General features: G+C 67.7%; 19 protein-coding genes and 1 tRNA gene. 6 read left to right on the top strand and 14 right to left on the bottom strand.

Going from position 1 to position 21,726, the window contains the following annotated elements; all coding sequences use genetic code 11:
* Positions 1 to 39: 39 nt before the first annotated feature.
* Complete coding sequence (gene ilvN / locus ACOQFL_RS07420) at positions 40 to 546, bottom strand: acetolactate synthase small subunit (RefSeq protein WP_092632302.1); 507 nt, start codon at positions 544 to 546, stop codon at positions 40 to 42.
* Between the two features lie 8 nt (positions 547 to 554).
* The gene (locus ACOQFL_RS07425) at positions 555 to 2,384 is read right to left on the bottom strand and encodes an acetolactate synthase large subunit (protein WP_435543329.1); all 1,830 of its coding nucleotides are present in this window, start codon (positions 2,382 to 2,384) and stop codon (positions 555 to 557) included.
* Positions 2,385 to 2,715: 331 nt separating this feature from the next.
* Between ACOQFL_RS07425 and ACOQFL_RS07430 the strand changes: the two genes are divergently transcribed.
* Together ACOQFL_RS07430 and ilvD are read left to right on the top strand one after the other, a co-directional pair.
* The gene (locus tag ACOQFL_RS07430) at positions 2,716 to 3,360 is read left to right on the top strand and encodes a PH domain-containing protein (protein ID WP_435543330.1); all 645 of its coding nucleotides are present in this window, start codon (positions 2,716 to 2,718) and stop codon (positions 3,358 to 3,360) included.
* A 157-nt stretch (positions 3,361 to 3,517) separates the two neighbouring features.
* Positions 3,518 to 5,362, top strand: a complete 1,845-nt coding sequence (ilvD, locus tag ACOQFL_RS07435) for a dihydroxy-acid dehydratase (protein WP_435543331.1) — start codon at positions 3,518 to 3,520, stop codon at positions 5,360 to 5,362.
* Positions 5,363 to 5,402: 40 nt separating this feature from the next.
* On the opposite strand, the gene ACOQFL_RS07440 is transcribed toward ilvD, so the two are convergent.
* Positions 5,403 to 6,155 carry a DoxX family protein gene (locus ACOQFL_RS07440; protein ID WP_435543332.1) on the bottom strand — a complete coding sequence of 251 codons (753 nt, stop codon included), beginning with the start codon at positions 6,153 to 6,155 and terminating at the stop codon, positions 5,403 to 5,405.
* 124 nt (positions 6,156 to 6,279) lie between these two features.
* Between ACOQFL_RS07440 and ACOQFL_RS07445 the strand changes: the two genes are divergently transcribed.
* Positions 6,280 to 7,473 (top strand): PQQ-dependent sugar dehydrogenase, encoded by a 1,194-nt coding sequence (locus ACOQFL_RS07445; protein ID WP_435543333.1) that lies wholly within the window; start codon positions 6,280 to 6,282, stop codon positions 7,471 to 7,473.
* Between the two features lie 73 nt (positions 7,474 to 7,546).
* Here the strand turns inward: ACOQFL_RS07445 and gatB are convergent, their stop codons facing one another.
* Genes gatB through gatC form a run of 4 tightly spaced genes read right to left on the bottom strand, consistent with a single transcriptional unit; the run spans position 7,547 to position 11,092 of the window.
* On the bottom strand, positions 7,547 to 9,055 hold the full coding sequence (gene gatB, locus ACOQFL_RS07450; protein ID WP_435543334.1) for an Asp-tRNA(Asn)/Glu-tRNA(Gln) amidotransferase subunit GatB: 1,509 nt from the start codon (positions 9,053 to 9,055) through the stop codon (positions 7,547 to 7,549).
* Positions 9,052 to 9,246, bottom strand: coding sequence for a hypothetical protein (locus ACOQFL_RS07455; protein WP_435543335.1), 195 nt, complete (start codon positions 9,244 to 9,246; stop codon positions 9,052 to 9,054). Before ACOQFL_RS07455 ends, gatB begins: the two co-directional genes overlap by 4 nt.
* Positions 9,246 to 10,793, bottom strand: coding sequence for an Asp-tRNA(Asn)/Glu-tRNA(Gln) amidotransferase subunit GatA (gene gatA / locus ACOQFL_RS07460; protein WP_435543336.1), 1,548 nt, complete (start codon positions 10,791 to 10,793; stop codon positions 9,246 to 9,248). Before gatA ends, ACOQFL_RS07455 begins: the two co-directional genes overlap by 1 nt.
* Entirely contained in the window at positions 10,793 to 11,092 is a 300-nt protein-coding gene (gene gatC, locus ACOQFL_RS07465; RefSeq protein ID WP_435543337.1) for an Asp-tRNA(Asn)/Glu-tRNA(Gln) amidotransferase subunit GatC, read from the bottom strand. The genes gatA and gatC overlap by 1 nt, the downstream gene beginning before the upstream one ends.
* Positions 11,093 to 11,512: 420 nt before the next feature.
* On the opposite strand from gatC, the gene ACOQFL_RS07470 reads away from it, so the two are divergent.
* Positions 11,513 to 12,166 (top strand): ACT domain-containing protein, encoded by a 654-nt coding sequence (locus tag ACOQFL_RS07470; RefSeq protein WP_435543338.1) that lies wholly within the window; start codon positions 11,513 to 11,515, stop codon positions 12,164 to 12,166.
* 97 nt (positions 12,167 to 12,263) lie between these two features.
* On the opposite strand, the gene ACOQFL_RS07475 is transcribed toward ACOQFL_RS07470, so the two are convergent.
* The 5 genes from ACOQFL_RS07475 to ACOQFL_RS07495 form a co-directional block, all read right to left on the bottom strand.
* Positions 12,264 to 12,764, bottom strand: a complete 501-nt coding sequence (locus ACOQFL_RS07475) for a GNAT family N-acetyltransferase (protein WP_435543339.1) — start codon at positions 12,762 to 12,764, stop codon at positions 12,264 to 12,266.
* Between the two features lie 52 nt (positions 12,765 to 12,816).
* The gene (gene ligA, locus ACOQFL_RS07480) at positions 12,817 to 15,024 is read right to left on the bottom strand and encodes an NAD-dependent DNA ligase LigA (RefSeq protein ID WP_435543340.1); all 2,208 of its coding nucleotides are present in this window, start codon (positions 15,022 to 15,024) and stop codon (positions 12,817 to 12,819) included.
* A 57-nt stretch (positions 15,025 to 15,081) separates the two neighbouring features.
* Positions 15,082 to 15,789, bottom strand: coding sequence for a hypothetical protein (locus ACOQFL_RS07485; protein ID WP_435543341.1), 708 nt, complete (start codon positions 15,787 to 15,789; stop codon positions 15,082 to 15,084).
* Positions 15,789 to 16,439, bottom strand: a complete 651-nt coding sequence (locus tag ACOQFL_RS07490) for a DUF6461 domain-containing protein (RefSeq protein WP_435543342.1) — start codon at positions 16,437 to 16,439, stop codon at positions 15,789 to 15,791. Before ACOQFL_RS07490 ends, ACOQFL_RS07485 begins: the two co-directional genes overlap by 1 nt.
* A 91-nt stretch (positions 16,440 to 16,530) precedes the next feature.
* Positions 16,531 to 17,751, bottom strand: coding sequence for a L,D-transpeptidase (locus ACOQFL_RS07495; RefSeq protein WP_435543343.1), 1,221 nt, complete (start codon positions 17,749 to 17,751; stop codon positions 16,531 to 16,533).
* Positions 17,752 to 18,219: 468 nt separating this feature from the next.
* Between ACOQFL_RS07495 and ACOQFL_RS07500 the strand changes: the two genes are divergently transcribed.
* Together ACOQFL_RS07500 and ACOQFL_RS07505 are read left to right on the top strand one after the other, a co-directional pair.
* A tRNA-Lys gene (locus ACOQFL_RS07500) sits at positions 18,220 to 18,292 on the top strand.
* Positions 18,293 to 18,588: 296 nt separating this feature from the next.
* Positions 18,589 to 19,422 carry a phosphatase PAP2 family protein gene (locus ACOQFL_RS07505; protein WP_435543344.1) on the top strand — a complete coding sequence of 278 codons (834 nt, stop codon included), beginning with the start codon at positions 18,589 to 18,591 and terminating at the stop codon, positions 19,420 to 19,422.
* Positions 19,423 to 19,479: 57 nt separating this feature from the next.
* Here ACOQFL_RS07505 and ACOQFL_RS07510 read toward each other — a convergent pair whose 3' ends face one another.
* Together ACOQFL_RS07510 and ACOQFL_RS07515 are read right to left on the bottom strand one after the other, a co-directional pair.
* Complete coding sequence (locus ACOQFL_RS07510; protein ID WP_435543345.1) at positions 19,480 to 20,346, bottom strand: DUF1295 domain-containing protein; 867 nt, start codon at positions 20,344 to 20,346, stop codon at positions 19,480 to 19,482.
* Positions 20,343 to 21,620: a class I SAM-dependent methyltransferase gene (locus tag ACOQFL_RS07515; protein ID WP_435543346.1), complete on the bottom strand. Its 1,278-nt coding sequence runs from the start codon at positions 21,618 to 21,620 to the stop codon at positions 20,343 to 20,345. The genes ACOQFL_RS07510 and ACOQFL_RS07515 overlap by 4 nt, the downstream gene beginning before the upstream one ends.
* Positions 21,621 to 21,726: the final 106 nt, after the last annotated feature.

Below are 21,726 nucleotides of genomic sequence, written 5' to 3' on the forward strand. Positions count from 1 at the left end.
TCGTGTTCCTTTCTGTAGCGAATCCGCGTCGTACGCGGGTCAACGCACCGCGGTTGCCGTGATGGAGCGCGCTCCCCGACCGATGGCGACCATGCCGGACTGGACCATCTCGCGGACGCCGTAGGGCTCGAGCATGCGCAGCAGGGCGTCGAGTTTGTCGGTGTCCCCGGTGGCCTCGATGGTCAGTGCCTCGGGAGAGGCGTCGACGACCTTGGCCCGGAACAACTGCACGGTTTCCAGAACCTGGCTGCGCACCGAGGCGTCAGCCCGCACCTTGACCAGCAGCAGTTCGCGCTGCACGGAGGACTCGGGCTCCAACTCGACGATCTTGATGACGTTGATCAGCTTGTTGAGCTGCTTGGTGACCTGTTCCAGTGGTTGTTCCTCCACCGAGACCACGATGGTCATCCGGGAGATCTCCGGGTGCTCGGTGGGACCGACGGCCAGTGATTCGATGTTGAAGCTGCGCCGGGAGAACAGTCCGGAGACTCGGGAGAGCACACCGGGGACGTTTTCCACCAGCACGCTGAGTGTGTGTCGACTCATCGGCGTGTTCACCCCTCGTCGTCGAACAGTGGGCGGATTCCGCGAGCGGCCATGATCTCGTCGTTGCCGGTACCGGACGCGACCATCGGCCAGACCTGGGCGTCCTTGCCCACAACGAAGTCGATGACCACGGGTCGGTCGTCGACTGCCATGGCCCGCTCGATGACGCTGTCGACGTCGGAGGCGGCCTCACACCGCATTCCCACCCCGCCGAGCGCTTCGGCCAGCAGCGCGAAATCGGGAATCCGGTGGTTGTGGGTGCCGAGGTCACTGTGTGAGTAGCGCTCGGCGTAGAACAGGTTCTGCCACTGCCGAACCATACCGAGATTGCCGTTGTTGATGACGGCGACCTTGATCGGCAACCCTTCGATGGCGCAGGTGGCCAGTTCCTGGTTGGTCATCTGGAAACAACCGTCGCCGTCGATGGCCCACACCTGCCGGCCGGGAGTTCCGGCCTTGGCGCCCATCGCCGCGGGCACCGCGTAGCCCATCGTTCCCAGCCCGCCGGAGTTGAGCCAGCTGCGGGGCCGCTGGTAACCGATGAACTGCGCGGCCCACATCTGGTGCTGTCCCACACCCGCGGTGTAGACGGCTTCGGGCCCCGCCAGCGCACCGATGCGTTCGATCACGTACTCCGGCGAGAGCGTGCCGTCGGCAGGCCAGTCGTAGCCCAGCGGGAAGCGGTCCCGCCAGTCGCCGAGCTGGCTCCACCACTCTCCGAGATCCGGGGCGCCGTGCTCCGCTTCGGCGGTGTCCACGGCCTCGAGGAGTTCGGAGATGACCTCCTTGCAGTCCCCGACGATGGGCACGTCGGCGACCCTGTTCTTGGAGATCTCGGCCGGATCGATGTCGGCGTGCACGACCTTGGCCTCCGGGGCGAAATCCGACAGCCGCCCGGTCACCCTGTCGTCGAACCGGGTTCCCAGTGCGAGCAGCAAATCGGAGCGCTGCATCGCGGCAACCGCGGAGACGGTGCCGTGCATGCCGGGCATGCCCAGATGCAACGGATGCGTATCCGGCAAGACCCCGCGTGCCATCAGTGTGGTCACCACCGGAATGCCGGTGCGCTCGGCGAGCTTGGTCAATTCCTCGGAGGCGTCGGCCTTGACCACACCGCCCCCCACGTACAGCACCGGTCGTTGCGCCGAGGCCATCAATCGGGCGGCTTCCCTGACCTGCTTGCCGTGCGGTTTGCCGACCGGACGGTAACCGGGCAGCCGCTGTTCGGGGGGCCAGGAGAAGGAAGTGGTGAGCTGTTGCACGTCCTTGGGGACGTCGACCACGACGGGGCCGGGACGGCCGCTGGAGGCGATGTAGAACGCCTCCGCGATGGTCCGCGGGATCTCGTCGGGATCGGTGACCAGGAAGTTGTGCTTGGTGACCGGCAGCGTGATGCCGCAGATGTCGGCTTCCTGGAACGCGTCGGTACCGATCTGCCCCGTGGACTGCTGCCCGGTGATCGCCACCAACGGCACCGAGTCCATGTGCGCGTCGGCCAGCGCGGTGACCAGGTTGGTCGCCCCTGGCCCGGAGGTCGCCATGCAAACCCCGGTCCTACCGGTGGCCTGGGCGTAGCCGGTAGCGGCGTGACCGGCCGCCTGCTCGTGCCGAACCAGTACGTGACGAACCTTCGTCGAGTCCAGCAACGGATCGTAAGTGGGCAGGATCGTACCGCCCGGGATGCCGAACACCACTTCGCAGCCCACCGCTTCCAATGAGCGGACGAGGGACTGCGCACCGGTGGCTCTTACCGGCGCCCCGTTGGGCGGAGCTGGTTTCGGACGCTGCCCCGGTGATGCCTCCGGGGCCGGATTCTGCCTGGTGTTGGCGCTGGTCATCGATTCTGCCTCGTGGTCGATGAATGGGGCCGGGCACGAAAAAACCCTCGCCGGCACAGGGCCGAACGAGGGTTGGCGCGTCGACGTTTCGTACTTCTCAGGCGTCGACGCGCCCGGGAAGTACGAGAATGTCGTTACTGCGCTGCATGGCTCGAACATTAGACCCGGCACGACAGCCAAGTCAAACCTACGGGAAAAACTTCCCGAATGATGGACACCACCGGGTGACAGGGCACACGAAGAAGGCAACCTCGGCGAACGCGAAGAAGAAGCGCCGCCGGTAGCGCCCACTCCCCGGAAAGGCGAACTGCGCAGCTGAGACCATCGAACGGTGAACGACTCCCAGGACAACGACCGACTTTCCGATCCGGCCGCGGGGGAGGAACCGCCCCGGCCGGAAACCCCCGGGACGGAGGAGCAGCGGACGGACTCTCCCGAGGAGACCGGAACCGAGCCCGAACACGAGGCCGCCCCCGAGGCAGGACACACCGGCGGGACCGCGGAAGGGGCGCCGGACACCACGACGGACCGGGAAGCGGAGCACTCCCCGGAGGGCGACTCCGAGCAGGCGGAGCATCCCGAACTGCCGTCCCGCCTCGTTTTCCGGATCACGCGGGTGAGCCTGCTGGTGATCCTCGTGATCGCGTTCTGCATCAGCCCGATGGCGGCCTCGTTGCCCCCGTTGTCGCTGCTGTACCTGATACCGCTGGGCCTGATCGTCTGGGTGGTTCGGACGCGCACCGTCGTCGACGAGTCGGGCATCACGGCACGGACCCTCACCGGAGCTACCCGGATGGATTGGTCCGACATCAGGGCGCTGCGACTCCACGAACGCCACTGGGTGCGCGCGGTGACCACTTCGGACCGCGAGGTTCGGCTGCCCGCACTCCGGGTCCGGGACGTTCCTCGACTGGCCGTGATGAGCCGCGGCCGGATACAGGACCCGAGCCGCCCCAAGGGCGTCGACGAGGACTGACCCGTACGACTCTCTCACCATGTGGACTCGACCAGGGCGTTCACGGGCACGAACGAGACCGGAGTAGTCTCGTACTCACCGCGAATTCCTGACGCCCACGAGGCGTGACCGCGTCCGCCCGCGCGGCGGTGTTCCCACGAAGTGAGAGCTTTCAATCATGCCCGAGTTGCGTTCCCGCACGACGACCCACGGTCGAAACGCCGCAGGTGCCCGCTCGCTGTGGCGTGCCACCGGAATGACCGACAACGACTTCGGCAAACCGATCGTGGCGATCGCCAACTCCTTCACCCAGTTCGTACCGGGCCACGTCCACCTTCGCGACCTGGGAGAGGTGATCGCCGGGGCGGTTCGCGAGGCGGGCGGTGTCCCGCGGGAGTTCCACACCATCGCGATCGACGACGGCATCGCCATGGGACACAGTGGAATGCTGTACTCGCTGCCTTCCCGTGAGATCATCGCGGACTCGGTGGAGTACATGGTCAACGGGCACCAGGCGGACGCGCTCGTCTGCCTGTCGAACTGCGACAAGATCACCCCGGGGATGCTCAACGCCGCCATGCGGCTGAACATCCCCACGGTCTTCGTCTCGGGCGGGCCGATGGAAGCGGGCAAGGCGGTCGTGGTCGACGGCGTCGCCCAAGCTCCGACAGATCTGATCACCACGATCGCCGCGTCGGCGAACTCGCGGGTGGACGAGGAAGGGCTGAGCGAGGTGGAGCGCTCGGCCTGCCCCACCTGCGGTTCCTGCTCGGGCATGTTCACTGCCAACTCGATGAACTGCCTGACCGAGGCGCTCGGGCTGGCGCTGCCCGGCAACGGTTCGACACTGGCCACCCACCGGTTCAGGCGCGACCTGTTCGAACGCGCGGGCCGCACGGTGGTCGAGATCGCCGAGCGGTGGTACCGGCACGACGACGAGTCCGTACTGCCGCGTTCGGTCGCGAACGAGCAGGCGTTCGAGAACGCGTTGGCACTGGACATGGCCATGGGCGGTTCGACCAACACGGTACTGCACACCCTCGCCGCCGCACGCGAGGGCGAGATCGACTTCACGCTCTCCGACATCGAGCGGATCAGCCGCGACGTCCCCTGCCTGGCCAAGATCAGCCCGAACTCCAACTACCACATGGAGGACGTGCATCGGGCCGGCGGCATAACGGCGATCCTTGGTGAGCTCGATCGCGGCGGGCTGCTCCACCGCGAGGTCCGTTCGGTGCACAGCCCGAGCCTGGAGTTCTGGTTGTCCGAGTGGGACGTGCGCGGCGAAAGCCCCGCTGAGCACGCCTCGGAACTCTTCCACGCGGCTCCTGGCGGAGTTCGCACCACAGCGGCCTTCTCCACGGGAAACCGTTGGTCCACACTGGACACCGACGCGGCGGAGGGGTGCATCCGCGACGTCGCGCACGCCTACACCGCCGACGGCGGACTGGCCGTGCTGCGGGGCAATCTGGCCGAGGACGGCGCAGTGGTCAAAACGGCCGGTGTCGACGAGGAACTCTGGATCTTCCAGGGGCCCGCCCGGGTTCTGGAGAGTCAGGAACAAGCCGTCTCGGCGATCCTGAACAGGGAGATCGAAGCGGGCGATGTGCTGGTGATCCGCTACGAGGGCCCCTCGGGTGGGCCCGGCATGCAGGAAATGCTGCACCCCACCGCTTTTCTCAAGGGCGCCCGAATGGACCGCGAGTGCGCGCTGATCACCGACGGGAGGTTCTCCGGGGGAACGTCGGGCCTGTCCATCGGGCACATCTCCCCGGAAGCGGGCAACGGCGGCACGATCGGGCTGGTGCAGGACGGTGACGAGATCCGCATCGACGTGGGCGAGCGGAAACTCGAACTGCTGGTGGACGAGCGAACCCTGGCCGAGCGTCGGGCCAAGATGGAAAGCTCGGAACACCCCTGGCAACCGGTGGACCGGCAGCGCCGGGTCAGCACGGCGCTGCGCGCCTACGCGAGCCTGGCCACCTCCGCCTCGTACGGAGCCGTCCGGAGCATCGGCGGCTGAACCGGGCGTGGTCGGCGGGTCCGGACCCGCCGACCACGGTTCACCGGAACACGAAGAACACCACCGCGGCGGCGGCGACCGCCAGCAGCAGACCCACGAAACCACTGGCGACCGGACGTCGGAACCAGAAGCGTCCGTTGTCGGCTGCCACCCGCCCCGGCCCCGCGAACAGCAGCGCCAGGGCCACCACACCGAGCATGGCGGGATACTCGACACCGCCGGTTTCCAGGAAGAATCCGTCGGCACGCTGGACGACCACCACGTTGAGCATCACACCCAGCAACCCCGCGGCCGCCAACGGCGTGAACAGCCCGAGCACCACCAGGATCCCCGCGCCGAACTCCACCCCACCCGTGACGGTGGCGAGCAGTTGCGGTTCCCGGAAGCCCATGCCGGACAGCATGTCCGCGGTTCCCTCCGGGCCCTGCCCACCGAGCACGCCGAAGAGTTTGCGCGCGCCGCGGGCGATGAACACGGCTCCCAGCGCCAACCGCAACACCAGCAGCGCGAAATCCGCACCGCCGTTCCAGCGCCGCCGGTGCACCGAGTCCGCGAACTCGTCGTAGAGGTCCAGGTCGCGTTGCGAGGCGGGCTCCCCCACATAGGTGTAGGCATCGTCGTCGTAGTAGTCGAGTTCGACGGCTCCGGTATCGGTGGAACCGCCGTACGTGCGTGTCGAGGCCTGTTCCCGTTCCGGAACGGTCCAGCCACCCTGCGGTTCCCGGGCATCACGGTGATACTGATCATCGGGATACCCGCCCGCGGAATCGGAGCGGTCGTCGTGGATTCGCACGGCGAAAGGCTAGGACATCCTCCGCGAAATGTGCGAGCTTTTCGGAAAAATCGACGGCGGGAACGCCGGGAGCGTTCGCGGCACTCACTCCGGGTTAACCGGTGACGCGATATGGTCTGCGACCGTGGCAGTCCGAATCGGCGACCCATACCAGCGCTCCCGTGCGGCGCGCCGCTACGCGGCGGTCGGCACGGCGTTGGTCGCAGCCGTCCTGACCGGTGGTTGCGCGGAGTTCCCCGACCAGCATCCGAAACAGTGGCGGGAACAGCCCTCGTTGCGGCCACAGGCCGGGCCCCAACCGCGCGCCGAAGGACGTCAGCAGCCTCCCGGGGAGGAGGACACCGAGACCTCGCCCTCCGAAGAGGCCGAGCCGGACGGCTGCGACGACCCCGACCCCGCCGTCGTGGCGACCTGCCTCGGCGCGGTGGGTGATGTGGCCGTACTGCCCGGCGGGCGGGGTGCTCTCGTGGGTGAGCGCAAGACCGGCAGGATCATGCTGGTCGAACGGGACTCCGACCCTCGGGAGCTGGCCAGTGTCGAGGTCGACGCCTCGGGCGGGGGCGGACTCACAGGGCTGACCCTCTCGCCGAGCTATGCCGAGGACGGCCTCGCCTACGCCTATGTCACCACCCCCACCGACAACCGGGTGATCCGCATCGCCCCGGATGATCCGCCGGAACCCATCCTGACCGGTATTCCGCGCGGCCCCAGCGGCAACGCGGGCGCCATCACCACGAGCGGCTCGGACACGCTGCTCGTCGCGACGGGCAACGCGGGGTCCCCGGCCAAGGCGGACGAACGCTCCGTGCTGGCGGGCAAAGTGCTGCGGATCGACACTTTCGGCGATCCCGCCCAGGACAACCCCGACCCGGGGTCACCGGTGATCGCGGAAGGGCTGAGCGCGCCCGGCGGCGTGTGCACCCGGCCGAACGGCTCCACGTTCTGGGTGACCGATCGGCGCGCCGAACAGGACGTGCTGCTGCGCGGCTCGCCCGACGAGGAACTGGGGGCCCCGAAGTGGTCCTGGCGGACGAGTCCCGGTGTGGCAGGATGCGCCGCGGGTGGGGGGCTGATCGTGGTGGCACTGACCGACGCCTCGGCCGTCTACACCATGCGCCCCGGTCCGGAGGGAACGTTCACCGGCGAACCGGAACGAGCCCTGGAGGACACCTACGGTCGGCTGCGCGCGGCCAGCAGCGGACCGAACGGATTGCTGTGGCTCGGCACCGCGAACAAAGCCGGCGGGGACCCCGTCTCCAGTGACGACAGGGTGATCCGTATCGAGCCCCCCAACGGGGGAACAGCGGGCAAGGAATGACCGTCTCCCGCACCACGTGCGGCGGTGCGGGAGACGGTCCCACCGGTGTGATCGCGCCACACCGGCACGGTTCTCACTGCTGGCCGCAGGCGGCCAGCACCAGTTCGCGGACCCGCTTGGCGTCGGCCTGCCCCTGGGTGGCCTTCATGACGGCCCCCACGATCGCGCCAGCGGCCTGCACCTTGCCGCCGCGGATCTTCTCCGCCGCGTCGGGTTGGGCGGCCAGGGCCTCGTCCACCGCGGCCTGCAACGAGGAGTCGTCGGAGACGACCTCGATGCCGTCGGCGGCGATCACCTCGTCCGGCTCTCCCCGGTCCTCGAGCACCCCGTCGATAACCTGGCGGGCCAGTTTGTGCGTCAGCTTGCCCTCGCCGACCAGCTCGATCACCCGGGCCACCTGGCCGGGCGTGACCGACAGCTCCGCGAGCTCGACGCCGCGCTCGTTGGCGCGCTGGCTCAGATAGGCGACCCACCACGAGCGTGCCTCCGAGGGCGAGGCACCGGCGTCCACGGTGGCCGCGACGAGATCCAGCGCCGAGGCGTTGACCAGATCGCGCAGCTCCTCGTCCGACAGGCCCCACTGCTCCTGGACACGCCTACGCCGTTCCCAGGGCATCTCGGGAAGCGTGCCGCGCAGCTGTTCCACCCACTCCCGTGAGGGGGCGATCGGAACGAGGTCGGGTTCCGGGAAGTAACGGTAGTCCTCGGCCTCCTCCTTGCGCCTTCCCGAGGAGGTCTCACCGGTGGACTCGTCGAAGTGCCTGGTCTCCTGGACGATCTCGGAACCGTTCTCCAGCAGGGAGGCCTGCCTGCGCATCTCGAAACGCACCGCCCGCTCGATGCTGCGGAAGGAGTTGACGTTCTTCGTCTCGGTGCGGGTGCCGAACCCGCTCTCCCCCTTCGGGGTCAACGAGACGTTGGCGTCGCAACGCAACGACCCCTGGTCCATCCGAACGTCCGAAACACCCATCGAACGCAGCAGATCCCGCAGCGCGGTCACATAGGCGCGGGCGATCTCGGGGGCACGTTCCCCGGCACCGGTGATCGGCTTGGTGACGATCTCGATGAGCGGCACACCCGCGCGGTTGTAGTCCAGCAGCGAGTGTTCGGCACCGTGGATCCTGCCGGAGGCACCGCCGACGTGCGACGACTTGCCGGTGTCCTCCTCCATGTGGGCCCGTTCGATGCCCACCCGGAAGGTTTCCCCGTCGTCGAGGACGATGTCGAGACCACCGTCGAACACGATCGGCTCGTCGTACTGCGAGGTCTGGAAGTTCTTGGGCATGTCCGGATAGAAATAGTTCTTCCGCGCGAACCTGCACCACTCCGCCACCTGGCAGTCCAGAGCCAGACCGATCCTGATGGCAGACTCCACGGCCGAACCGTTGACCACCGGCAGCGCGCCCGGCATACCCAGGCACACCGGACATACCCGCGTGTTCGGCTCGGCACCGAACTCGTTGGCACAGCCGCAGAACATCTTGGTGGCCGTGGAGAGCTCGACGTGCACCTCGAGCCCGAGCACCGGGTCGAAACGTCGCAGAACCTCGTCGTAGTCCATGATCTCGGCGACAGCTGTCATTTCCGTTCCGCCTTACGTACCTCGCGAACGGCCAACGCCACTCCGGTGATCAACCCGAGGACGGTGACGATCGCGTCCGCCATCACCAGTCGATCGTTGTCCTCGCGCGCCTGGCGGATCTTGCCACGCAGACCGATGCCGCGGGACAGCTCCGCACCGACGGCGAGCAGGGCTCGCAACTTGGGATTCATCAGGCGACCTCCAACCGCGGAACGCGGTCGAGCAGGGGAACTTCCGAAGCCGCGTCGCGGGCCGCCTCGTAGGCGGCACCCACGCGGTAGAGCCGGTCGTCGGCCATGGCGGGCGCCATGATCTGCAGACCGACGGGCATACCGTCCTCGGTGGAAAGCCCCGACGGCACGCTCATCGAGGCGTTGCCCGCGAGGTTGCTCGGGATGGTGCACAGGTCCGCGCGGTACATGGCCATCGGGTCGTCGACACGTTCCCCGATACGGAACGCGGTGGTGGGGGTCGTGGGCGAGACCAACACGTCCACCTGCCCGAAAGCGGCGTCGAAGTCCCTGGTGATCAGGGTGCGGACCTTCTGCGCCTGGCCGTAGTAGGCATCGTAGTAGCCGGACGAGAGCGCGTAGGTGCCGAGCATGATACGACGCTTGACCTCGGGGCCGAAGCCCTGCTCCCGAGTCAGCGACATGACCTCCTCGGTGCTGCGGCTACCGTCGTCACCGACCCGCAGTCCGTAGCGCATCGCGTCGAACCGCGCGAGGTTCGAGGAGCACTCGCTGGGCGCGATCAGGTAGTAGGCCCCGAGCGCGTACTCGAAGTGCGGGCAGGAGACCTCGACAACCTCGGCGCCGAGCGAGGTGAGCGTGTCCACGGCGGCACGGAACGAGTCCCGCACGCCCTGCTGGTAGCCCTCACCACCGAACTCGCGGACGACACCCACACGTACCCCGCGCAGGTCCCCGTCCGCGCCTTCCCGTGCGGCGGCGGTCACCCTCGGAACCGGCGCGTCCACCGAGGTGGAGTCCATCGGATCGTGTCCGGCGATGACCTCGTGCAGCATCGCGGCGTCCAGCACCGTACGCCCGCACGGTCCCGCCTGGTCCAGCGAGGAGGAGAACGCGACCAGGCCGTAGCGGGACACGCCGCCGTAGGTGGGCTTGACCCCCACGGTCCCGGTGACCGCGGCGGGCTGCCGGATGGAACCCCCCGTGTCGGTGCCGATCGCCAGCGGCGCCTCGAACGCCGCCAGCGCGGCCGAGGAGCCTCCCCCGGAACCGCCGGGGATTCGGTCGGTGTCCCACGGGTTGCGGGTCGGGCCGAACGCGGAGTTCTCGGTCGACGAGCCCATGGCGAACTCGTCCATGTTGGTCTTGCCGAGGATCACCACACCCGCGTCGCGGAGCCTGGCCGCCACGGTCGAGTCGTAGGGCGGTGTCCAGTCCTCCAGCATCCTGGAGCCGCAGGTGGTCGGCATGTCGGTGGTGGTGAGCACGTCCTTCAGTGCCAGCGGCACACCGGCCAGCGGAGAAGCGGGGGTGCCGTTGGCACGCTGCTCGTCGGCCCGCCGGGCGGCGTCCAACGCGGCTTCGCGGTCGACGTGCAGAAAGGCGTGCACCGCCGGTTCGATCGCCTCGATACGGTCCAGGTGCGCGCGGGTGACCTCGACGGCGGACACCTCGCCCGCGGCGATCTTGGCGGCCAGTTCGGAGGCGGCGAGACCGGTGAGTTCGGTCGAACCAGGCCCGTCCGGGACTGCTGTGGTCGAGGACATCACGCCTCCTCGTTGAGAATCCTGGGTACGCGGAACCTGTTTTCCTCGGTGGCGGGTGCCCCGGCGAGCGCCTCTCGGCGGGACAGCCCGTCGCGCACCTCGTCCGTTCGGAAAACGTTGGTGACCGGTACCGCATGGGACGTGGGCGGTATTTCGTCGGCGGCCACTTCGCCGACCCTGGCGACCGAATCGAGGATCACGTCCAACTGGCCTGCGAACGTGTCGAGCTCCTCCTCGGATACGGCCAGCCGGGCGAGGCCGGCGAGGTGGGCCACCTCGTCACGGGAAATCGTGGACAATGCGCGAGCCCCCTGATCGTGTCCGGTTCGTTCGGGTATCCGGTGGTTTCCGGCTACCACACGTGTTCGAGTCGAATGCCTGTTCGCCACCCGCGCGGCGCGGAACGAACAAGGACGCGAAAACGGTGTCCACCGTCCCGCTTCCGCTGATCACTGAACCGATTCGCTCGGGTCGCCGAACAGGCTCCGAAAGGTGACAACGAGTCTATGGGCAGCGACCACGACCACCAACGGGTGGTCACACCCGGGCATCGAGATCGTTTCGAGCCGGTGTGCATCCAGCGGCGTCGTCCCGGGAGGAGCGCCGCGTCTGCCACAATTTGGCCGGTCCGCTCCACACGAGGGCCCCGAGCCGCTCGTGCGAAACGGTCCGGCGCGGACGGCGAGGTGCCGCGCACGATGCTGGAGGCGTGAAAACCGGTGTCCTTCCTCATCCGGGTTCAGGTTCCGGACCGTCCCGGCGCACTCGGGTCGGTGGCGAGCGCGCTGGGCGAGATCGAGGCCGACATCCTCAGCGTGGATGTGGTCGAGCGGAGCAGCGAAGCGGCCATCGACGACCTCATCGTGGAGCTCCCCTCGGGCAGACTGCCGGACGTGCTGATCACGGCCGCGGAGTCGGTGGAAGGCGTTCGTGTGGACGCGGTGCGGCCCTATGCGGGCATCCTGGACACCCACCGCGAGCTGGAGCTGGTCGAAGAGATCGCCGCCGAACCGGAGCGGGGACTCCAGCTGTTCGCCGAGGGCGTACCCCGGATCATTCGCTCGGGGTGGGCGATGATCTTCGGTAGCCGTGCGGGTGGCCCGGAGCACCTGGCAGCCAGCACCTCTGCCCCGGAAGACGAGTACCTGTGGTTACCGTGGATGCCGTTACCCAGAGCCACCGTGCTGAACGGGGACGAGTCCTGGGTGCCGGACACCTGGAAGGAACTGGGTACCGAACTGGCCGCCACTCCGATAGGCAAACCCGACCTGGTGCTGCTGGCGGGCAGGCCGGGCGGGCCGATGTTTCGCACCTCCGAGGTGGCCCGGCTGGCGCACCTGGCGGGCATCGTCTCGGTGGTGCTGGACGGCTGAGCACGACCGGCCCGCCCGGAAGGGCTCCACGAACGGTCTTGCGGAACGCCGGCACTACGGGTTCACGCACGGGCGGGGACTCGGGAGTCCGGAAACCTCACCGTGCCAGGTCCAGGGCGTAGGCGAGCAACCGCACCCCGGCGAGCGGTTCCCAGTCGTGCTCGGCCACGCGGTGGAATCCCTTTCGCTCGTACAGCCGGTGCGCGGCCATCATGGACCTGTTGCTGTACAACACGACCCGCTCCCAGGACTCCGCGGCCGCCAACTCGATCACCCGGTCGACCAGCGCGGCACCCACCCCACCTCCTGCCGCTTCCGGAGCCACGGCAAGCATCCGGAACTCCAGTTCGCCGGCACGCGCGAGTTCGGTGTACTCGCTGCCGCGGCGGGCCACCGTGACCGTGCCGCACACCTTGTCGCCCTGCACGGCCACCAGCAGCTCCGCCTTGGCGGCACGGTCGGCGGCGTCACGAAGCGAGGTGAGGTAGTGCGTGTTCTCGGCGGGAATGTGCCCACCTTCCAGATAGGCACGTGCCGTCAACTCACCGACGGTGTCGAACTCGGCGGGCAGTGCCCGTCTGATGGTCACGCTTTCCATGCGCTCGATACTAGTGACGGCTACGACAGTCGAACGGTGGACACCGCACCGCTCACCCCTCCGGCTGTAGTGCCATGCCGGCCGCGGCCTCCGGCCCCTGCTCCAGCAGCACCCGAAACCCCTCCTCGTCCAGTACGGGGACACCGAGTTGGACCGCCTTGTCGTACTTGGAACCGGGGGCATCGCCCACCACCACGAAAGCGGTCTTCTTCGACACGGAACCAGCGGCGCGCCCGCCTCGGTTCATGATCCACTCTTTGGTCTCGTCCCGCGAGTAGGTGGGCAACGAGCCCGTCACCACGATCGACAGCCCTTCCAGGTTGCGCGGCACGGCGGTGTCCCACTCGTCGGCCATTCTGACCCCGGCGGCACGCCACTTGCCGACCACTTCGCGGTGCCAGTCGACGGTGAACCACTCCCGCACGGCGCCCGCGATGGTTTCGCCCACGCCGTCCACGGCCGCGAGATCCTCCTCCGCGGCGGCTTCGATCGCGTCGAGGGACCCGAATTCGCGCGCCAGGGCCTGGGCGGCGGTCGGGCCGACGAATCTGATGGACAGCGCGACCAGCACCCGCCAGAGCGGCTGTTGTTTGGCGTTTTCCAGGCTGGTGAGCAGTTTGGCCCCGTTGGCCGTCAGACTCCCGTCCTTGGCCCGGAACTGCTCGGTACGCAGCAGTTTGTCCTCGTCGAGCAGGAAAACGTCCCCCTCGTCGACGACGACCCCTGCCTCGAGCAGCGCCGCGGCCGACTCGTAACCGAGCACATCGATGTCGAACGCTCCCCGCCCCGCCAGGTGGAACAACCGCTCGCGAAGCTGCGCCGGACAGGACCGCGCGTTGGGGCAGCGGATGTCGACGTCGGTCTCCTTCTGCCGGTACAACGTCCACCCGCACTCCGGACAGGTCTCCGGCATCACGAACGGGTACTCGTCGCCGTCGCGGGCATCGACCACCGGCCCCAGCACCTCCGGGATGACGTCGCCCGCCTTTCGGATGACCACCCGGTCACCGACCAGCACGCCCTTGCGACGCACCTCGTCGGCGTTGTGCAGCGTGGCCAACGAGACGGTGGAGCCTGCCACCTTCACCGGATTCATCTCCGCGAACGGGGTGACCCGCCCGGTGCGGCCGACGTTGACCCGGATGTCGACCAGCTCGGTGGTGGCCTGCTCCGGTGGGTACTTGTACGCGATGGACCAGCGGGGAGCACGAGAGGTGGTGCCGAGTCTGCGCTGCAGGGCCACGTCGTCGATCTTGATGACGATGCCGTCGATCTCGTGGTCCGCATCGTGCCTGCGCTCTCCCCAGTAACGAACGTGATCGGTCAGCTGATCCAGCGAGGAAAGCACCACGGTGTGGGGGGAGACCGGCAGGCCCCAGGTGCGCAGCGCCTCGTAGGCCGCGGACTGGGTGGGGGGTTCGAACCCGTCCCGTCTGCCGAGACCGTGGCAGATCAGCCGAAGCGGGCGCTGCTTGCTGATCCGTGGGTCCTTCTGCCGCAGTGAACCGGCGGCACCGTTACGCGGATTGGCGAAGGCGGTTTTGCCCGCGTCCACCAACGAGGCGTTGAGCTCGGCGAACTCGTCGAGCCGGAAGTACACCTCGCCCCTGATCTCGACCAGTTCCGGGACCGGATAGTCCGTGCTGCCGGTCAGCCGGTCCGGCACCTCCCGCATGGTGCGCACGTTGAGCGTCACGTCCTCGCCGGTCCTGCCGTCCCCACGGGTCAGCGCCCGTTCCAACCTGCCGTCGCGGTAGAGCAGGTTCACGGCCAGTCCGTCGATCTTGGGTTCGCAGAGGAAGGTGGGGTGGCCACCGATCTCCCGTTCCACGCGATTCACCCAGGTGGTGAGTTCGGAGACGTCGAAGGCGTTGTCCAGACTGAGCATCCGCTCCAGGTGGTCGACGGCGGTGAACTCCGTCGAGAATGTGCCGCCGACCTCCTGGGTCGGCGAGTCCGGAGCGCGCAGCGCCGGGTGTTCGTCCTCCAGCCGCTGCAACTCGACGAACAGTTCGTCGAACTCGCCGTCGGTGATCACCGGAGCGTCGAGCACGTAGTACCGGAACTGGTGGAACCGCACCTGCTCCACCAGCTCGTCGTGCCGCTGCCTGCTCTCACGCGGAACGTCCTCGAGTCCTTCGGCCCGTGCGCTGTCCGCGGGTTCGGCCGGGACCTCTTCGGCTCGGGAGTCCGAAGGTCGCGCCTCCCGCGAAACGGCGGCGTCCGGTGCGGCGTGCTCGTGCGTGCGTTCCCTGGTCACGTCCCGAGACTAACCAGCACCACCGACAACGGCGCGTTCGACCGGGGCCGCATCCGGCTACTGCTCGGCGTCCGGTTCGGCGGAACCGGTCTTCTCCGTGTCGAAGGCACGAGCCCGCTCACGGAACGCGACCAGATCGACCGCGTTGGCGGGAGGCAGCTCGGCCGTCTCGACCCTGCCGATGCGATCGGCCGCCAACTTCTCCCCCAGTGCGGCGTGCAACGGCAGAAAGGTCAGTGCCTCCCGTTCCTCCTCGGCCAGTTCGGAGAATCCGGGGTGGTAGACCGCGACGTCGATCAGGTTCCTGGTGTTGTCGAACTGCGCCGCGACACGCACCTCGTCCAGCTCGTAACGCTTGCCACGGAGGTTGACGGTGACTTCCCTCGGATCGGGGACCGGAGGCACCGCGTCGTGGTACTCCCACAGTGAATCGGCGGCGGGCGCGGCCGCCCTCCAGGCATCGGTGTAAACCCGCAGTTCGGGATCCGCCTGGGCGGTTATCACCAAGGCGTATATGGCCTCGCGGCCACGCTCGATCGAGAAGTTCAGTCGTGGATGCAGCAGCCCGACCGCTTCCGCGAGCTGGTGGTCGACGCGTTGCGGCACCCCGTCCCCCAGCGCGGACCCCACCTGCGGCAGCAGCTCCTCCCAGCGGCGCCAGAACAGCTCCGCGCGCCGGGCGGCCTCGGCGGACTCCTCCCCCACTCGCGACGTCGCTTTCGCGGCCCGCCGTTCGAGCCCGAACAGTCGACGCAACAACCCCATCACACTCTCCATCCCGCCGAACCCTGGAACGACGAACCGATCCATTGGGAAGCGGGACCGAGAACCACGTTCCCACCCGTGCCCACCACCGGGCAGGTCAGGAACTGGCCGACGAACCACTCCGGATCGGGCACGCATCCCGTGACACGCGCCGCCAGCGCCAGCATGAGCGGCACCCGCTCCGCCTCGTGCCAGGGTAGTCCGGCGCGTAACGACTCCAGATCGTCCGGGCGGGCCCCGGAACGGTACTCGGGCAGCACGGGTTCGAAGAAGGTGCGCACCTCGCCGTCCACGGCGTGGGCGAACCCACCGGAACCACCCACGTCCCAGCACACCGAGACCAGTTCACTGCCGGAACTGGCCTCGGCGAGCACGTCGTGCCGGAGACCCTCGAAACGGCTCTCCTCGGCGACGAGTGTCCAGCCACCCACCCGGCGGAGACCGATCAGGGACTGCTTGTCCGCACAGGCGAAGGACTCCTCGCAGAACTCCTCGAAGTTCCAGTGTCTGCCCCGGGTCGGATCGGCTCCGAAGGCTCGTGCCACCCGGAACACATCCGTGCCCCGAACCAGGGTCAGGCACGCAGCGTCCCGTACGGCGCTGTCGTGGATCCAACCGTGCCGATCGACTTCCGCGTTCCCGCTACCCACAGCTGATTTCCTATCACCATCGGGCCGTTCCGCGTGGGAGTTCGGACGAATCGACCTCCGGGAGGAGGCGGAGTCGAACACGTCACCTCGGTCAGTTGTTGCCACTGGTCCACTCGCTCCACGGAATCTGCCAGTCACCGAAGCCGTCCCACGAGGCCAGCTCCCCACCCTTGGAGTTGGTCACCTCGACGACGTCGCCCTTCTTGACCAGGTCGTAGACCCATTTCGCGTCGGAGGTGCTCATGTTGATGCAGCCGTGGCTGACATTGCGCTCGCCCTGATCTCCGACCGACCAGGGGGCGGCGTGCAGGAACTCACCACCGTTGGAGATCCGTACGGCCCATTCGACCTCGGTGCGGTAGCCGCCCTCGTCGAGTCCCAGGCCGTAGGTGGTCGAATCCATCATGTAGGTGTCGTGCTTGCGCATCACCACGTGCGTGCCGTTGTGCGAGGGGTAGGAGGGACGTCCCAGCGAGACCGGGATGGTGCGTTTCACCTCGCCGTTGACCGTGACCTTCATCTGGTGGGAGGCCGCGTCGGCCCGCAGGATCACCTCGTCACCGATCTTCACGGTGGCGTGGCGATCGGACTTGCCGTAGACACCGTTGCCGAGGTTCTTGCCGTAGATATTGACGTCAACGGTGATCTCGGTGCCCGGTTCCCAGTACTCCTTGGGACGCCAGTGCACCTCGCGGTCGTCGAACCAGTAGAACTCGCCCCGGACCTTCGGGGCGGTACTGATGTCGATGGCCTTCTCGGCGCGTTTCCTGACGGGAGCGGGCGCGTCCTCGCTGAAGTAGAACGCCAGAGGCTGGCCGACACCCACGGTTTGCCCGTCCAGTGGATTCATGGACACGTAGGTGAGGTTCTCGGGAGTCAGCGTGGTGAACCGGGAACGTTCGGTCAGTTTCTCACCGTTCGCGCCGGTGGCCTTCGCCACCACCTCGTAGGTCTTGCCGTAGCCGAGCGGCTCCTGCACCGACCAACCGCGGCCGTTGTTCTCGAGCGAGCTCTCGACCTTCTCCCCGGATGCGTTGGTCATCACGACCTCGGTGAACGTGGCGTTCCTCGCCCTTGCCCCGATCTCGCCCACCGGGGATGCGGACGAGGCCCCCGACTTCGGGGTGAACTCGATCGCGGGCGGGCCGGTGCTGCTCGGCTCCGAACCTCCCGAGGTCGAAGTGCGGGCATCACCCCCCGCCCCCGTGCCGCACCCCGCGACGAGTAACGCGACCAAGCAGAGCAGGGTCGTTCGAAGTCTGCGCCGTGGGGAAACCATGGATCCCCCGGAAGAGCGACTCAACAGTTCCATCCGTGGCATTCCGTTCCGCTCGATTCGCCATTCCCCACAGTCGTGTCCCCCGGAAGTTCGAGGCTCACCCAGCGCCACCCTGTACCGGACGGCGAAGCGTGAGTCCGCACAACTGCTGTCCAGGATGACGCCTTCTCACTCGAAAGGGTTGTCATCGCGTCCCAGCCGTAGTACTTCCGTAACCTCGGGCGGACATCGAACGGATCGCACGCCGGGACCGGATCCCGACGAGTAGGCCGACCGAACGACACGCCGCCGGCGAGAAGCACCGCCCCCACGAGGAACCCGCCCCGACGAGCAGGCCCACCACCCCAGCCCAGCGAAGAAGGGACGAAGCAGCAGCGCACAACCTCCGCGACACGCAATCGACCCCCCTCGAATCACACCCCCGGCAACCGTGCTAAAGTTTGTGTTGTCGCCAACGCGAGAGGGAATTTCGAGCGAGGCGGAAAAATTTCACACGGCAACGCGCCAATAGCTCAAGCGGCAGAGCAACTGACTCTTAATCAGTGGGTTCGGGGTTCGAGTCCCTGTTGGCGCACCGAAGTCCCAAGTCAGCAGGCTTGGGACTTTTTCGTTTCCGGAACATTCCCGACCGGAACCCGCCCGAGCGCACACGGGGCGGATTGTCGAGCGCTTCCGCCGCCGAACGATTCTTGTCCTTCCGACGGGGGGAGACAGCTCCCGTACGTCGACAATCGCGAATTCACCGGATTAGGTGCCACACGTCACGCCACCGGAATACCTCTCGCTCGACACCCGGACTCGAAAGCCCGAGCGCACGTAGAATTCACGGGGACCGAGCAATCACGGCGACCGATGCCGGGAGTGTGATTCATGCCAATGGCCCCCACCGGCGAGAGCCCGCGCTCTGGTGACGGGCACGACCGCGAGGAACGTCCTCCCGACTCGCACGCGACCTGGCGTGATCTCGCGAGTTGGTACCCCTGGTTCACCCCGGTGCTGGGACTGCTACTCGTGGTGGCCGGGATCAACGTGTTCAGCGAGCTCGCGGAACAGGTCTACGAGCACGGCGCGATCCTCGGGCTGGACCGTCGATTGCTGGAGATGGTCGCCGAACTGCGCACTCCCACCGTGATCGCGACGTTCAACGTCATCACGTACCTGGGGGAGGGAGCGGTGGTGTTCTCCACGGCGATCATCGCGGCCGTCTGGCTGGGAACCACCACCCATAGTTGGGGTCGTCCGATGTTGCTGGTGCTTACCTCGGCCGGAACGGCACTGACGGTTTTCCTGCTCAAACTCACCATCGCGCGTCCGAGACCGGTTCCGGCCCCCAACGCGGCCACCGAGGACAGCTTCGCCTTTCCCTCCGGGCACTCGGCGCATTCCGCGGCGGTATACCTGATGCTGGCGATTCTGCTGCTGGGAGTGCTGCGCGGGCGCTGGTCACGCTTTGGTGTCGTGAGTCTCGGTGTACTACTGGTGCTGATCACCGGATTCTCCCGGCTGGTGCTGGGGGTGCACTCCCCCTCCGACGTCGTGGCGGGCTGGCTGCTTGGAGCGGTTTTCACGATCGGACTCGTCAGCCTTCACACCCTCTCGCTGCGACTGGCGCCGCTGCGTTCCAGGCTGGTGGAGCGCGCGAAACGAAGTGATCCAGGGCGCGGGGCCGAGCCTCACCAGGAGGATCGGCGCCACGAAACGTGAGCGGGAATCAACTCCGGCCGGGAACGAGCGGGAAAACCGACCACCGCGGCTCGGGCGTCAGCTCCACTTCGGTGGCCAGGGCACGAACCCGCTGGTGCGCCGGACATAGTCCGCGTAGTCCGGTCTGCGTTCGGCGATGTCGCGTTCCAGCAACGGTTTGCCGCTACCACGGGCCAACAGCCAGGTCATCAGTACGGGTGAAAGCAGTGTGAAAACACCGAGCTGATGATGGCAGGCGACCAGGTACAGCCCCCACCACACGCAGGCATCACCGAAGTAGTTCGGATGGCGTGTGTAGCGCCACAACCCCGTTCGAAGCACCGAGCCCGCGTTCTCCGGCCGGTTGCGGAACCTGCGCAGCTGCTCGTCGCCGACGGTCTCGAACGCGAAACCCACCAGCCACACGAAGAGCCCCGCCCAGAGCACCACGGCTGACAGGGGATGCTGGGCGGAACCACCGAACTGGGCCAGCTGCACCGGAAGGGCGACGAACCACATCACCAGGGCCTGGGTGAGATACACCCGGAAATACATCCGCCCGGCCGGGAATCCGCGCGCCTTGGCGAGCATCTCCCGATAGCGGGGATCCTCCGGTTTCCCCCGGTTACGCAGATGCAGGTGCAGCGCCAACCGCACCCCCCACACGACGGTGAGCACCGCGACGAGCCAACCCGCGACGCCGGGCTGGGCAGCGTCCCCGAACGCCGGGTCCCCGAACGCCGGGTCCCCGAACGCCGGGTTCCCGACCACCGGCCGGACCAGCGAAAGGGCGCACACCGCGATAAGTGCGAAACCGGCGCCCCAAGCGGTGTCGATGGTGTCGTAGCGGTTCCGCCCGCGCGCTATCAGGAACGTGACGGTGACCGTGGCCCACGCCACTCCCAGCCCGATCCCGAGCACCCAGGCCACCGCGCCCGGGGTCAACGCCGCACCTCGGGCAACGCCGGGCTGCCATCGTCGATCGAACCGTCCTCGTGGGGCCGCACCCCGAGAATCTGGTGCACTCCCATCCGGTTCTCCTCGAAGGCCAGCCCGCCGCCCGCCAGGTACAGCCACCACACCCTGGCCTGTTCCGTACCCGCCAGTGCGAGCACCTCGTCCCACCGATCGAGCAGGGTCCGCAACCAGGCTCGAACCGTGTGCGCGTAGTGCTCGCGCATCGCCTGCACATCACGAATCTCGACCCCGGCGCGTTCCAGCCTCCACAGCGTCGCACCGATCGGCACCATGTTCATGTCCGGCGCGATGTAGGACTCGATGAAGGCACCACCACCGGGTGCCGAATCACCGCGCGACATCTGCTGCAACAGCAGCCTGCCGCCGGGCCGGAGCATACGGCGCAGCGTGGCGAGGAAATCCGGATAGTTGGCCGACCCCACGTGTTCGCCCATTTCCACCGAAGCCACCGCGTCGTACTCGCCGGAGGTGGGAACCGCCAGCTCACGGTAGTCGCACTGCCGGACCTCGACCAGTTCCGCCAGCCCGAGTTCGCGGGCGCGCCGTCGGACGTGGTCGGCCTGCTGCCCCGAGAGAGTCACGCCGGTGGCGGAGACACCGTAGTGCTCGGCCGCGTATAGCAGCAGCGATCCCCAACCACAACCGACGTCGAGCAGTCGAGCACCACTGTCCAGTCCGAGCTTGCGGCAGATCAGGTCGAGCTTGGCCTCCTGCGCGGCCGCCAACGTGCGCTCGGTGCCGTCCTCGGGCCAGTACCCGCAGGAATAGGCCATCCTGGGGTCGAGCAACAGCTCGTAGAACTCGTTGCCCAGGTCGTAGTGATGCGCGATGACCTGGGAGTCGCGTCGTCTGCTGTGCAGCCTGCCGGTGGGACGCGCCTCGCTGCCCGGAACGGCGGGACGAGGACCGAGACCTCCCAGCCGGGCGGCGTCTCGGATCAGTTCCCACCAGTGCCCGGGACCGAGCCGGGGGACGGTCACGCCCTCGCGTCTCCCGAGTGCCCAGCAACGCCGCAATGCCTCGGTGAGATCGCCGCGCACGTCCAGATCTCCGGTGACGAACGCTCGGGCCAGACCCAGTTCACCGGGACGGTAGAGCAGATGGCGCATCGCGCGCCGACTGCGGAGCAGCACACGCGGATCGCCGGATGGTCCTTGGCTGCTGCCGTCCCAGGCACTGATCCCCAACGGGAGCTCGACACCGAGCACCCGCTCCACCAGAGAGCCAATACCGTCCGCCACGCCGACCGCGCCGCCACCCGTGTGCCGCGGCTTTCGGATTCGACCGGGCCGGACGAACGGTATGGCCCGTGCGCGCCCGCTCGATCCTCGGACGGGGTTGCGGAAC

This window comes from Actinopolyspora sabaoui, from assembly GCF_051225635.1.
GTDB lineage: Bacteria > Actinomycetota > Actinomycetes > Mycobacteriales > Pseudonocardiaceae > Actinopolyspora.

Excerpts from the sequence above, each read along its gene's own strand:
- ilvN (WP_092632302.1), bottom strand. The coding sequence starts at position 546 with ATGAGTCGACACACACTCAGCGTGCTGGTGGAAAACGTCCCCGGTGTG.
- ACOQFL_RS07425 (WP_435543329.1), bottom strand. The coding sequence starts at position 2,384 with ATGACCAGCGCCAACACCAGGCAGAATCCGGCCCCGGAGGCATCACCG.
- ilvD (WP_435543331.1), top strand. The coding sequence starts at position 3,518 with ATGCCCGAGTTGCGTTCCCGCACGACGACCCACGGTCGAAACGCCGCA.
- gatB (WP_435543334.1), bottom strand. The coding sequence starts at position 9,055 with ATGACAGCTGTCGCCGAGATCATGGACTACGACGAGGTTCTGCGACGT.
- ACOQFL_RS07455 (WP_435543335.1), bottom strand. The coding sequence starts at position 9,246 with ATGAATCCCAAGTTGCGAGCCCTGCTCGCCGTCGGTGCGGAGCTGTCC.
- gatA (WP_435543336.1), bottom strand. The coding sequence starts at position 10,793 with ATGTCCTCGACCACAGCAGTCCCGGACGGGCCTGGTTCGACCGAACTC.
- ACOQFL_RS07475 (WP_435543339.1), bottom strand. The coding sequence starts at position 12,764 with ATGGAAAGCGTGACCATCAGACGGGCACTGCCCGCCGAGTTCGACACC.
- ACOQFL_RS07485 (WP_435543341.1), bottom strand. The coding sequence starts at position 15,789 with ATGGGGTTGTTGCGTCGACTGTTCGGGCTCGAACGGCGGGCCGCGAAA.
- ACOQFL_RS07495 (WP_435543343.1), bottom strand. The coding sequence starts at position 17,751 with ATGGAACTGTTGAGTCGCTCTTCCGGGGGATCCATGGTTTCCCCACGG.
- ACOQFL_RS07505 (WP_435543344.1), top strand. The coding sequence starts at position 18,589 with ATGCCAATGGCCCCCACCGGCGAGAGCCCGCGCTCTGGTGACGGGCAC.